Origin of the sequence: Pectobacterium parvum (assembly GCF_020971565.1) — a bacterium.
Classification (GTDB): Bacteria; Pseudomonadota; Gammaproteobacteria; order Enterobacterales; family Enterobacteriaceae; genus Pectobacterium; species Pectobacterium polare.
In genome coordinates, this window is record NZ_CP087392.1 from 2,215,782 (window position 1) to 2,228,922 (window position 13,141).

Genomic DNA, 13,141 nt, shown 5'->3' on the forward strand with positions numbered 1-13,141 from the left:
AGAAAAAAGGAAACATGACGTAAAATGTAGTGACGACGTCACGCCATGTTTCCTCGGTCGACAGCAGTAGGTCGAATGTTATTTCTCAGCAGGCTTAATCAACGTCAGAATCGTGCCCAACTGCTCACGCTGTTCATCACTGACTTCGCGCGCAGCGGAATAGCCCGCATTCTGGATGATCATCTCATTCAGACCCACCAGCCAGTCATAGATATAAAACGCCGTATTGTTGGTCGGCGTCAGCGACAGTTTGGTTAAGCGCTGTGAAGCACCAAAGCTGACCGCCTGTTTTTCGGGTTTAGCGAAAATTTTATGACCACGATTGATACGGCTTGCAGGGCGCAGGGATTCATCGAGCTGCTGAAAGCCGAGCCAGGCAACGAAGTCGCCGAGAATGGTCAGCACGCGTGAAACCTGACGGTCTGCCTTATTCTCGCGGTTGATGCCCAATTGCTCGCCGTCGACCAGCATATCGACCAGCGCCTCTTCGATCCGTAAGCGGATGCTGCCGGTAATCAATTCTTCAACCAGCATTTCGATCGTCGCTTTCGGCACGTTCAGCAAATCGAGAAGCGGGGCATTTTCCGGCAGGCCACGCAGATAGTTAATCCAGTAACGATAAACGCCGTGCGCGTAGTCCGCCTCATAGCTGTGGTCGATCGTCAAAATCGGCGGTGCAGGCTGATCGATAGCGATCGGCTCATCGGCAAACAGATCGATTTCGATCCCGACACCAAACGGATCGCTATGAGCGGACGGGGCGGAGAGGTCTTCGGCATCAGCGTGGAAACCGCCATAGCTTGCCCCTTTCTGTTGCAAGTACAGACGGCGCAGTTCATCACGCGAAGGCAGCAGCCGTTCCAGCAGTTCACCGTGTACGCCGGTGCGAGTCTGGAGCGATTTGAGCAAGGTTTCTGCGATGCGTTGTTTTTCCGCCGGATCGTCAACATCAACGGGCAGATACCAGTTACCCAGCAAGTTATCGCTGAGTTCACGTTGAATCTCGCTAAGCTGTTCGCTGATGCGCCCCAGTTTTACATCCCGGTGAACTTCCGCGCCCAGCCACGTTGCCATCCGCGCTACGCCGCGTTTATCCATCGCCAGCATCGTTCCCCAGGCGTCGCCCGGATTACCGACATAGCGCTGTACCGCGGCATCATAGTTTTGCCCGTGCGTAATACGGCGGTCGTGACGGGTGACCGCCCAAATCAGCCCCGGTTTACGGTGGCTACGAACCTGTGCGTTTTCGCCTTGAGTCTGTTTAACCCAGTGATCCAGCGCCTTGCCGACGACTTTAACGTCGGCGCGGTTGCCTGCGGCGCTGCATACCATCAGTACGTTCATTTCCTGATTGTCGGTATAGCGCTCCAGCAGATAGGCACGTTTCGCCCGCAATAGCGTGTGCGCCAGTGGATGCTGCGTGCTTTGCTGTTTTGCTGGTGGCTCGTTCCGCGCCTCGCGGATCTCACCAAAGCCGGGGAAATCCAGCACATCAACCTGCTCGAACAGCGCTTCTTTAGGCGGCAAATGCAGTGGGATAAGCAACTCCGCCGTCAGCATTGTTAATTCAGCCAGCGAAAGCTCCGTTGTTTTCCCTGCGCGACCATTCTGAACCGGCCGCACCAGCACGCCGGGATCGTCGGCACTGTGTAAGCGTTCCAGCGCCGAACCGTCGATCAGACCGTCTGCCGGATTTAACTCATCATCCACCAGTATTCGCAACGGTGCTAACAGCTTGCGCGTACCGGACAGGTGTTGCAGCGTGTGGCTGAAATGACGATATGCAGTGGTCAGCGAATTCAGCTCGCCCCACAGTACGGAGAAGAGCTGGGCGCGATCGTCAACGGTGAGATAAGGCGCTAATTCAATCGCCACCGGCCAGAAGTGGGCTTCCAGCTGTTTTTGCCGTTTGACATCGTGACGCGCGAGATAGTCCCAGAGTTCGACGACTTCATCGCGGCTCATCCCCTCAACGGGTTCTGGCTGACGGTGCATCAACAGCGTTTTAATGTGTTCGGCAATATGGCGCTCGTCCAGCTCTTCAAACGTGCTCTCTTGATTGAGATCGTTTAAAAACGCGTTGGCCATGATCTTGCCGATATCCAGCTCGCTGAGCAGTTGCAGCTGAACGGGGAACGATTTGTTCTTCACGCCCGACTGTCGGCTAAAGCGCGTAACGAGTGCGGTTGCTCGGTCGGACGGATTAATATGATCGATAAAATCCAGCTGTTGCCCCTCAAACGAGGTTTCCAGCTTGCCGTTTTCGCCCCCGGCCAGCGCTGCGATCAGATAGGATTTTCCCGCCTGAGACAGGCCAAAAAAGCCGATGGCGATCTCTTTCTGCGCCACGTCGGACAGGTGCTGCGCTTTATTGTGATTACGGCGCAGTTTGACGATAAGACGGTCGGCTTCGATATCCAGACGCGGAGCGTTCTGGCGTGTGCTGTCAACCCAGTCGATGGCCTGTTCAACACCTTGCGCGACGGCCTGTAGCTGGCCGTGAAGTCGGGTAGAGAGCTGTTTGGGCGTTAATCGTTTCATTTTTTAAATACACTCCCACTATCGATCCAATAATGGGTCGCACCTGAGCCGTTAGCGGATAATGTGTTCAATTTGAGTCGTAAATGATGTGACGGAACGCGAGTGCCGTCTTCCAGTACCGCATCGGCAATTTCAAAGCGCTCGGGGCTGTCTTGATCGTCGCTTTTCGTCACGGCCAATCGGACACGCAGCTTACTGTCACCGACGACTTTACGCGCTAAATCCTGATCGACAATTGAGAGCATATAGAGCGAGGATGCAGGCCAGCGTTCGTTGTCCAACTGGCGGAAGCCGAGGCAGAGTGAGCCACGTACCTGGAAGCTGAGTTTCGGGTCAAGCTCGAAATCCGGCGCATCCAAATCGATATCGCTGTAGTAAACGTTATCCAGCGTCAGCGCGTTGCTGCTGTCCATCATGCCGAGGTAGCGCACTGTAGAATAAGGCTGGAAATCACCGACCTTAAAGTAAAAGCCCGGCAAGCGCAGATCGAGCGCCAGCAGGCACAGCATCGCGCCGACGGCGGCAGTAGATTTCGGGTTATCGATGCGTCCACGTTTGTTAAACGGATACCAGTCGTTGGTGTGATAACCATCCAGCGATAGCATCCGGTTAATCGGCAGCGGCTGCAGGTGGCGGAACAGCGCCTGAATTCCTGGGAAGCGCGAAGGGCGACCGGTCAGCAGCAGCACATCGCATGAATACAGCGATACCACTTCAGACATCAGGCGCAGATTCTGCGTGATGTTCATTTTGTTAGACAGGAATTCGCCGTGCAGCTTGTTCAGTTTAAGAATCAGCGGCACCTGCAAAATATCGAAAACTTTGTCGCTGACTGGCAGCTCGCGCTGTACTTCCGTATTGATGTATTCCAGCACTTTTTCCGTTGGTGCCTGTTCCAGCAATTCGCCGAAGGTGGATTCGATCTCGGCGCTGGTATCCAGCGGGTCAAAGCGCTCATAGGCTTCCAGAATCGCGCGACCCATCGGGATGAAGACCTGCAACGTTATCTGTTGACGCAGCGTGAGCTGTGCGTCCATACGGCCTTCATTGCCAAACAGTTTCGCCATTAGCGCATCTGGGCTGGCCATTCCGGCGGTTTTTAGCGCAGTCTGTAGCGCGGGGAGGATATAAAGCTGAATCACATCCAGCAAGATATCGTCGCCCGCGACCTTAAAGCCTTCGCGGAACAGCAGGCGGGGAATGATTTTAACGTTGTTGCCGACGCCGTCATCAAGCAGATATTGCGTAATGGCGAGGTCGGTGGTGCCGCCGCCGATGTCGATTGAGGCAATGCGCAGCGTTTTGCCCGCGGGTTCACCTTCATCGAGTTCTTTATCGGGGCGAGCCATGCTGGCGAAGAAATCTTCCGCACGGCCACCAAAGTTCACCTGCGCTTCGTTATACAGATAAACCATCTGTCCGCATGTGGCTTCATCCCATTCGATTTGCACGTCAGGCACCGGAACTCGGCTCTGCTGCTTGGCGGCTGGCGTGGTGAAATCCTCATCCATCGGGTGCCAGTCCATCGCTTTCCAGACCAGCGCGATCGCTTCATGCATGCGGCGGCGGAAAATTTCACGCTCGGGTTTCGGCATCGCGGAAGGCAACGTCAGAATGATATTTCGTAATTGGCGCGGTGCGCTGCTGTGGATCATCTTCAACCGCTGAGCGGCGCTGTTCATCTGCATCAGCGCTTGGGCCAGCAGTTCGGAGAGCATGAATGTCATGATCGAACTGCGGCTGTAGTGCGGTGAAAACACCGGTAGGCGCTCTTCCAACGGCTGGTTATAGAGCGGCTGGCCTTCATCATTCAGCATGATGGTCAACGGCATGGCTGTCGCTAACGGTTCAGTCTGCGAATGGGCATCCGTCTGGCTAAAACGCCAGCCTGGTGCATAGCTTTCTTCGTCCCATAGATAGCGGCCCGGGCTGGAAATACCGCTCGATCCTTCCGTTCCCTGACGCAGCAGCGCCATGTGGCTGGCTTCGCGTCCGACGCGGGTGATTGACGGCCAGATGAACGCGTCATCACGACCGCTTTCCACGGAGAAGTTGTCTTTACCGAATTTCGCCTGCGAGAACTCAACGCGGCTCTCAAACAGTTCGTTGTACAGATAATGTGGCTCACTCAGATCGCGCAATTGCAGTTCATAGGTCTGCTTCAGGCCGTTACTTTCGTCCGCATGGTCCTCAACCAGAATGCCGCAAGTGTGCGAGTTACCGACGTCCAAAATCAGGTCAACGTTGACTGCAGGTTCCTGTAGCGTGCTGGTATTGATGCGAATTTCGGGTATTTCGAGTTGGTTGCCCAGCATATCCAACACATTCAGGTAATGTGCCTGATACTCAAAGCCCCTGAGCGCCACTTTCACATCATGGCTGTCACGGTTTTCCTGTTTTTTGACCTGTTGGGCAAAAACTTCGCGCAGCCAACCGTCGACCCAGGTTTCATCAAGGAATTCACCCAGCTCATCGCTGTGGTAAGCGAGTGCGAAGTTCCCGCCAGTTTTGATGTCATTGGCATTAGGTGCCAGCGACTCGTACTCGTGGCCTTCCGGATAGGTTTTGGTATCGAATGCCAGACAAATGCGGTGCGTATTGCCGTCCTGATCGGGCTTATCCAACGCGAGAATCTGCATCCGCGCCCAGTTATCCGGCCCGCCCATGAAGGTGCGCGGCGGGTTAAAGCGGAAGAAGGGCAGCGGCAGCCAAATGTTCTCTAGCAGCTTCAGCGATTGCTCAAGCGAAACACTCAACTCAGGTTTCACGACTTCAGGCGGCATACCCGTTGCAGAAGGCAGCAGGAATTTGTCCGACTGCTCATCGTACAGCAGGTGCAGCAGGGGGCCGTTAGCACTTTTGCGCACATAGCGGTTAGGTTGTTCAGCCGAAAATTGCGGCTTTAAAGCAAAATCCAGAAACTGAATTCCGCTGTCCTGAATCAACGTAATGCGTTGTTTATAATCGGTAATCGTCGCCAGCATGATTATTTACTCTCGCGCTTTATCGTCATCGGGAAAACGGTGTCTGCATCATAACGACCAATACACTCCGCCGCGGTGCCGGATGCGCCTTGTTTACAGACCAGTTCTGGCATTTGGAAACGAGAATTATCGGAACAGCGGGCGCCGGAACGACTGTTGATGATCAGATTGCCGGAGCTCATTAATCCTGCCTCAATATTGGCGCGACACGTGACACCGTCACCATGAGTGATGCGCGCGGTACCTTTTCCATTTTGAATCTGGTAACGCAGGCTAGGCGGTCTGCCGGTAATCGGGGCTTTGCTATCAACGATGACGCGCCAGTTGCCGTTCAGGAACTTGATGGAGCCAATTTTCACCGCGTCGGCTGGCATGACTAAATCATCCTTGCCTGCAGGAATCGCTGGCACTTGCTCGACAACGGGCTCAACTGGCGGTGCAGCAGGCTCTTTCGGTTCCGTGACTGTAGGCGCTTCCGGTTTGGCCGCATCTGCTACAGGCGCAGCAGCAACCGGTGCCGTAGCAACTGATGGCTCAGCGGCTTTCACGACCTCTTTTTCTGCGACAGGCGGAACGGGTGTGCTTTCTTGCGGTGGCGCAGGTTCAGCCGGAGTAGAAGAAGGCAGGGCGCGTTTTTCTGACTTGACCGTCGCGGCTACATCGGATGTCGGTTTGTCGTCTTGTCCTGATACGCAGCCACGTATTTGCAGTGACAAAATCGCTAACAGCGCAGCGGCAGGTAACAGCCACCACAGGCGGAAGAACGGTGCGCGAACAGGCGCTGCCGCAGCGGCGACAGGCGCAGGCGTTGGCTCGGTGGCTTCCGGTGGGCTGACTGGCTGTGGTTCGGGTTCGGGTTCTGGCTCGGGAACGGGTTCAACCAGCGGTAATGTTGGGGCGCTTGCTGCGGGGGGGGGGGCAACAAAAAGCGGTTCCGCTTCCTTGATGAGCGGTCGCAGGCAGTCCAATGCATCAAGACGGGATTTCTTATCGAGATTGACGAAGCCCCAGAACGTTAAGACCGGTTTGCCATCAACCAGATAGACGTGGTTCGCTCCAGGGAACTGTATCGCTTTTGCCAGCAGGACACCGAAAAGTTTCTGCCCGGCTTTTTCTGCATTTTGCGCACGCTGGCTGATGTCGGCAACCGCAGCTTGATAGGTTTCCAGTAACGCCAGCGCCTTTTCTCGTTCTTCTTCGCTCGCGGCAATCCAGGAGGTGACTTTACCGTCAACCGGCGAATACCAGTCAATGCGGTCGCCATGCTCGTTGGGTTGGGGAATCGCCAGGCAATCGGCAATCTGCTGCTGTTTTCTGAGACGTAACGTTTCCCGCAATTGAAGTGCTGATGCGTAAACTGGCTGCCCGTTCTCACCCAGCGCCAGAAAATCATCCAAACTTCCACTACGTAAAAATAATTTTGCCACGCAAAAGAGACCTTTTGTAATGATGCCTAAAGCAGAAAATAGAGTGTAATCTGCGACAGGGTATACTGTAGTGCGAATGATGGCGAATCAAACGCTTAAAGAAGTGATAAAACTAACAAATATTTGAGCAATAGAAAAAGTGGGAAGCGGGAAGTGTACGCACGTGCAGCCGACGACGTCCAGATAATATGATGAAAACGCTGATAAAAACGAGGCATTCTCTTTCAGTAATGATGTGCGGAAACGAGGGACGCTGCGCGACGTCAGCCTCCCTCAAGGCAGTGAGAATTAAAGCTGGACGTTACCCGTGATCAGGTAAGCGGATGAGGTACTTTGTGACATCGGCGGCAGCGTATCGCTGAGGACATTACCTTTTACGTCGGTAAATTCAACGGGAATATCGTTCATTCCAACGTGCTCAACAATAAAGTGGTTATAATCGGTTTTCTGTGCAGCAATCCATTGGTTATTGCGCATATATTTCATCTCAATAACGGGATATTTTACATTCCTGAATTGCACCGCAGCCCAATGTCCTATCAGCATTCCCATTCACTGGCGATGCCGATAGGACAAGCCACCTTCTCAGCAGTATATCAATAAAGAAATTGTAGGCGCTTCTCAAATCCGGAAAGTTCGGTATCAGTAGAATTCTTATATAAAAAATCAATCTCACCTAAGAATTCGTTGTACAATACTCCATTTTTACTAGAGAAACTAATGATTGAAAGCGGTACGGTTGCATTTTCATGATAAAACGAACCTATGCGCCGTATTTCTATTTTTCTTAATCGATAGGTTTTTTCTTCGGTTAAAGAACTTACCCTTTCATAATGAGAAATGACATTAATTTTGCAATTTTTATTTAGACTTGTTCGTTCCTGAGAAGTCATCGCCTTTTTTATCCTACCTAGTTCCATTATAAATTCATTCATAATATCATGTTTTTTTCCTTCTTCCCCTAATCTATTAAGTTTATTCATGGAACCATCTTTTTTTTCTTTCATTATCAAGGGTATTTTCTCAAAGTCACGCAAAAAACAACTGGCGCGATAATTGCTATCAGTGTCATTTTTTTTATATTTTCCAGTTTTATCATTTAATGGTGGTATATCTCTGTTTGGTTTCTTTTTACAAATTTTAACTCCAAGGGCAGGCCTGTAAGATTTAAGCGCTACGGATTTTTCGGGCAATGGTAAGGGGAAACACCAGAGTTCATTCCCCTGAACCATCGGAATAGGCATGATCTTCGCTTCTCTGAAGACATCACATTCGGGAACTAACCCATCAATGTCGATGCTACTATACTGGGTGAGGTTGTTATTTTCGTTAATAACAGATTCAGTCGTCGAATTAATTTTTAATAAATTTATAGCAGCTCTGGCCCCCAGAGCAGTACGTGGCATCACCATGTAGGTATTTTCATTAATCATCCTCCCATACTGTAACCTGAGCTCACTTTTCGCTTCTAGCATAGCGACTAAATTTTTTTCTTTTATACTCTTTAATTCTGAGTTATTGAAAATAAATTCATTTAAGCTTGAGTTTTTATTTTTTATATTAAATTGTTTGGCGAAAATTTCAAAATTCTCCGGTGATAATGAGAAAGTAAAATTGTGGATATGATTGCGATTCATAGCCAGAATGAAATTTGCTTCAGCAGGTAACACTGTCATATAATCTACCAAACCTGCATTAAGAAAGGCTTTTTCTAACCCTTGGCCAGTACCGGCAAGACCGATAACTCCGCTCTTAGTTTTATTCGAAAATGCTATACTAATATTCCCATCCTTTTTCTTGGATAATAAAAAATGATGTGTGTCGGAGAACTCCCCCAACACGCCAGCAAACCATCCAGGACTAAATGGTATCCCCCCAGCAGCGATGCCAAAAAAACCAGATATCCGGTCGATACTTTGCAGAGTAATTTCATCTCTGGTTTTAAGATTTTTAGTCACCTCGATTAACGAATCCCCTAAATCAAGTTGACCTCTTTTCCCTAAAATATCTGTCAATACATTAGATGACGAATTAGTGCGCGCCTGCATATAGCTTAATATTTCATTTTTATCTTTAACATTGCGGCAAGATTGACGTAATTTAGTATTTTTAGCTATCCCTGATGTGGTAGTGATAATTCCGTTAATACCTAAATCCACACCTTTGATAAAATCAATTGTGGCACGACCTTTATTTCCTTGATATATGTTTTCTTTTCCTGACTTAAGATGAAATCTGAAATTATCGACAGTTGAGGGAAATAGAGGAATGTGTTTACTGCTAAAATTCCCTTTCCGGTCTGAAGAAAATGGCTGTCCGGCATGATATTTTTCATGTGGATCGTTACCAAAATGTGATGAAAAACCTTGTGGGGGTTTATGGCTGAGATGCCTAGCGCGTAGATTACATATAGAAATATGCTTAGGGTCAAGATAATGTATTCTTGTCTTATTATTTTTGAGCGTTTCTATCTGTAAAACGTTTTCCATTCTTTTAACGCTTTTAACACAGCACCCCTTCTTTAGAGGGAGTTGTATCGTGTAATCAAGTATTGTAAAATCATTCTTTTTGTCCGCGTGTTGCAGTGATTCAATCATTAAGTTGTTTTTTACAAATCGTAATGATATAGCATGCTCATCATCTATTTTAAATTTTAGACTATCATCTTCGTTTTTTTTATACTCTACAAAAAATATTTTTATTGATTGTTCATTTTCATCGCTTTTAGTCGGTATATTAACTATATTTATAGAGTAACTTTTCTCACTATCTTTTTCATCACCAATTAGCATACCATTGGCATTAACATAAAGGTGATTAAACTTAATGTTGTAGTTAGCGTCGGTGAGTTTCGCCATTTGAGTAGCGTGTTTTGATTTGTATTTTTTAAACATCCCTTTAATGAGATCATGGCTTTTACCTTTAATTAAAACCAACTCACCCAATTCATTGAGTGATACACCAAGATTATTTTTAGGAAACCCATCAATCCCACCACAATACACATAACTTCCAGCATTAATTACTTAGCTTTTATCTATGCTTTGGTAATTTATTTTTTTCCTAAAATTCAATTTTTTGTAATTAACAATATTGTACAACATTGAGGTCTGCGTATTCTCTATTCGAAAAATATTTTCCACGGATTTTTCATTTACATTGGAAGATAAGGTTTTTTTTCTTTCTGGAAAATCCAAATTACATTTGGGAGGGGTGTTTCTCTCTGAAGTGGATATTATCTTTACCATAAGTCCTCTATTTTTAAATGTAACGTGAGTAATGCGAAAGTTATAAATATTATACTGTATGTAATAGGGTAAACTATGCAATAAAGCAAGGTTTCAATTTCAAATGTGTGATCTGAGTTGCTATTAATAAGTGATTCCATTAGATAATTTGCTAACTTAAAGCCAAGCAGCCAAGCGTGAAATATAATATAGCGATATTTTAATTACTTAACCTAGCAATTCCTCCAATTAGTAGATTGTGATATGTAATGCTCGCTTTTAAGGTTTTCTCATGGCCAGCGTTAATGTTCATTGTCCCCGTTGTCAGTCTCGATGAGCAATGGAGTTTTGTCAGCAGTAAAGCCTGCCGTGAGTTATTGGCACTCCTTATACCGTTTAGCATCGGAATGGTAACCAGTGATGAGTGGGCAGCTATGTCAGAGTAGTTTCGAAGAATAAGCATCTGATAGGTAAAATCTTCACTCAATGTATTGAGCGTAACAACCTGACATTGAGGACGCGCATTAAACGTCTGGCTCGGAAAATAATCTGTTTCTCACGCTCGATTGAATTGCATGAAAAAGTTATCGGTGCGCTCATCGGAAGTTACATTTTCTACTAATTGAAGGCACTATCAATAAATCAGAACACTTTTTGCTGCCGCCGATGTAATGGCGCCGCCTCGTATCCGAACGAAGTGTCCCTGCCAGATAATACTTTTGGTTATGTCCCAGTGTAGTTATACGTTTCTGTTGCCCTTTAAGTATCCAGTCCGCGCCGATTTTCGGGTTCAGGTCGATATCAACTTCGTCCTGATAAAATACCAGATGGGTCGCCAGCTTCCGAGAGACGGCCTGTTCGATGGCAAGCCGCTTTTCCTCATAATACGGGTCTTTGATTCTCAGTGTTGGCGCGGCTCTACGCCAAACAATGCCCGCTCGTCTCAGGTAGCGGTGCAACGTGGTGGGATAGAGCGCTATATTAAAAAGCCGATTAACAATAAGTGCCAACAACGCAGTGCTCCAGCGGGAACGCAGCCAGCCAAAATCTTGAGGAGAGCACCGAACCAGAAGCGGTAAAATATGCAAGATATCCGTGACTGGCCAGCGAGGTTTTTGTCCAGACTTGAGGTTCTTTAGCCCTTCAATATTCTGTAAAGTAAACTACTTTATCCATCTTCCAACGGATGAGCGAACGGCACAGAGCAGTCTGGAATGGTTTTTATCGCATGTTTGTTGGGCTTCTTTACGCATTAGTCTTCGTTCTTTATCAGGAATTGCTGCTATGATCGGCATCGCTCAGTCCGGTTGGTGATTTGATTTGGCGATTGATCAGATCGCACACTCGGACTGAGTTCCCGTCAAGTGATCTACTATTTGGCAAAGCCATTTAGCCATTCGAGTTTCAGGACAAACCGTTAATGTTTTGAACAATACCAAAATCGTGCTGCACAGTACGGTGAGACGGTCGAGTATTGATGAAATCACATTATCACAAAAAGCGAAGGTGGGCTGCCCGGTGTCAAAAGTGCTCAAAGCCGACATCACGCTGGACTATCAATTGAATTAAGAGCTAGCGGCTGAACGAAGGTTGTTTGCCTTTTTTAGCGATAAAAATTGTGTTGATAAAAAGGCTTACCGGCGTCGCGCGGTAAGCCTTTTTACATTTATACAATTAAAAGTAACGAAACGATTAAAAATAATTTAACATCTTTACGATAATAACCATAAAATTAGCATAGTCATTGCTGCATGATGCGGGCTATGGCGTAGGACGCAATATAACAAGAGCAATATTGGGCTGGCCGGTTTGTGGTGGTCAGATTCTCTGAGTATGTCGTGCTGTGGAACACAAGCGAGAGTTCAAGATGAATAAAATGACCAAGATCTGTTTTTCTGTGCTGTTGGCCGGTAGTTTGCTGACTCCTGTTTTGGCAAACGCCACCACGTCGGAAGACATGCGCGGTATGCAGAAAAGTTATACCGCCGCCACTAAAGCGGACGATGCTGCCGCGCTGAAAACCGCGCTGAACACATTCCGTGAGCACGTTGAGCATGCTAAAACGCAGGTGCCGCCTGATTTCGCTAAACAGTCTGCCGATGGCCCAGACAGAAAAGCCTATGTGGAAGGTCTGGATAAGATTTTGCAAAAAGTGGACAGCGCACAGGCTCTGGCGGATGCTGGTAAACTGAGCGAAGCCAAAGCGGTGTTGGCTGAAATCAATACCTTAAAAGGCGAATATCACAGTAAATTGAGAGGCTAAGCCGCTTTTCGTTTACCATAAGCCGCCAGTGGGATCGCACTCACTGGCGGCTTTTTTTGTTATAAACGTTAGGACAGTCAGGATTGCCAGCTAAGGGGAAACAGGATGATGTCACCATCACACGATGCAACGCATGATGGCAAAGATACACAAAGCAGAATTCTTGAGGCCGCGCTGGAAGTCATACTGGATCACGGCGTGAGAGGGGCAACCTACCGAAAAATAGCGCAGCAGGCCGGATTGTCGCCGGGGACGCTAACCTATCGCTACAGCAGTATTGAATTGCTGTTGAGCAGCGCGTTCATTTATATGGTCGATGGGATCTCACACGCATTCCGTGTTCGCCTCAAGCAGGCAAAGGATATCGACAGCGCGCGCGAAGCGGTAGTTGACCTGATCTGTGGAGACATCTGGGCAACGCCGCGTCACCTGACGTTAAGTTTTGAATTGTACGCGCTGGCATCGCGGAAAGAAGAGTATCGGCTGATATTGCAGGAGTGGATGACGCGCAGCAGAAAATCGCTTCACCTCCATTTCAGTATCGCAACCGCGTGTTCACTGGATGCGATGATTGAAGGATATACGATTCATAACTATCTCAATAATGAAGCCGTCAGCCGTGAAGACATTCTTAATACGGTAATCAAACTGACCTCTTGACTCTGTCCGACGCGATCTTGTCAGGCATCTTCCCATTAA

At 48.2% G+C, this 13,141-nt stretch carries 8 protein-coding genes and 3 pseudogenes; 5 read left to right on the forward strand and 6 right to left on the reverse strand.

From position 1 onward, the window contains the following. Window positions 1–78 precede the first annotated feature (78 nt). From LOZ86_RS10055 to LOZ86_RS10075, 5 genes are all read right to left on the reverse strand, one after another. Window positions 79–2,541: a putative virulence factor gene (locus tag LOZ86_RS10055; protein ID WP_039487038.1), complete on the reverse strand. Its 2,463-nt coding sequence runs from the start codon at window positions 2,539–2,541 to the stop codon at window positions 79–81. Continuing rightward, window positions 2,538–5,525, reverse strand: coding sequence for a virulence factor SrfB (locus LOZ86_RS10060; protein WP_230243132.1), 2,988 nt, complete (start codon window positions 5,523–5,525; stop codon window positions 2,538–2,540). The genes LOZ86_RS10055 and LOZ86_RS10060 overlap by 4 nt, the downstream gene beginning before the upstream one ends. Window positions 5,526–5,527: 2 nt before the next feature. Next, entirely contained in the window at window positions 5,528–6,952 is a 1,425-nt protein-coding gene (locus LOZ86_RS10065; RefSeq protein ID WP_230243133.1) for an SrfA family protein, read from the reverse strand. A gap of 288 nt (window positions 6,953–7,240) precedes the next feature. Beyond that, window positions 7,241–7,429, reverse strand: coding sequence for a hypothetical protein (locus LOZ86_RS10070; RefSeq protein WP_225969941.1), 189 nt, complete (start codon window positions 7,427–7,429; stop codon window positions 7,241–7,243). 119 nt (window positions 7,430–7,548) lie between these two features. Then, window positions 7,549–9,957 (reverse strand): hypothetical protein, encoded by a 2,409-nt coding sequence (locus LOZ86_RS10075; RefSeq protein WP_230243134.1) that lies wholly within the window; start codon window positions 9,955–9,957, stop codon window positions 7,549–7,551. Window positions 9,958–10,471: 514 nt separating this feature from the next. On the opposite strand from LOZ86_RS10075, the gene LOZ86_RS21535 reads away from it, so the two are divergent. Together LOZ86_RS21535 and LOZ86_RS10080 are read left to right on the forward strand one after the other, a co-directional pair. Beyond that, window positions 10,472–10,516, forward strand: a complete 45-nt coding sequence (locus tag LOZ86_RS21535) for an IS1 family transposase (RefSeq protein WP_072012438.1) — start codon at window positions 10,472–10,474, stop codon at window positions 10,514–10,516. Next, window positions 10,500–10,801: pseudogene (locus LOZ86_RS10080) on the forward strand (IS1 family transposase); the annotation flags it as partial. The gene LOZ86_RS21535 and the pseudogene LOZ86_RS10080, both read left to right, overlap by 17 nt. Window positions 10,802–10,811: 10 nt before the next feature. On the opposite strand, the pseudogene LOZ86_RS10085 reads toward LOZ86_RS10080, so the two are convergent. Continuing rightward, window positions 10,812–11,474, reverse strand: a pseudogene (locus LOZ86_RS10085) (winged helix-turn-helix domain-containing protein); the annotation flags it as partial. A gap of 139 nt (window positions 11,475–11,613) precedes the next feature. On the opposite strand from LOZ86_RS10085, the pseudogene LOZ86_RS21350 reads away from it, so the two are divergent. The 3 genes and pseudogenes from LOZ86_RS21350 to LOZ86_RS10100 all read left to right on the forward strand — a co-directional run. Further along, a pseudogene (locus LOZ86_RS21350) lies at window positions 11,614–11,748 on the forward strand (OsmC family peroxiredoxin); the annotation flags it as partial. A gap of 298 nt (window positions 11,749–12,046) precedes the next feature. After that, entirely contained in the window at window positions 12,047–12,442 is a 396-nt protein-coding gene (locus LOZ86_RS10095; RefSeq protein WP_039487041.1) for a cytochrome b562, read from the forward strand. 105 nt (window positions 12,443–12,547) lie between these two features. Continuing rightward, complete coding sequence (locus tag LOZ86_RS10100; protein WP_039487042.1) at window positions 12,548–13,102, forward strand: TetR/AcrR family transcriptional regulator; 555 nt, start codon at window positions 12,548–12,550, stop codon at window positions 13,100–13,102. Window positions 13,103–13,141: the final 39 nt, after the last annotated feature.

Bases quoted from the DNA above. Each gene is read 5' to 3' on its own strand.
- LOZ86_RS10055 (WP_039487038.1), bottom strand. From the start codon at position 2,541: ATGAAACGATTAACGCCCAAACAGCTCTCTACCCGACTTCACGGCCAG.
- LOZ86_RS10060 (WP_230243132.1), bottom strand. From the start codon at position 5,525: ATGCTGGCGACGATTACCGATTATAAACAACGCATTACGTTGATTCAG.
- LOZ86_RS10070 (WP_225969941.1), bottom strand. From the start codon at position 7,429: ATGCGCAATAACCAATGGATTGCTGCACAGAAAACCGATTATAACCAC.
- LOZ86_RS10095 (WP_039487041.1), top strand. From the start codon at position 12,047: ATGAATAAAATGACCAAGATCTGTTTTTCTGTGCTGTTGGCCGGTAGT.
- LOZ86_RS10100 (WP_039487042.1), top strand. From the start codon at position 12,548: ATGATGTCACCATCACACGATGCAACGCATGATGGCAAAGATACACAA.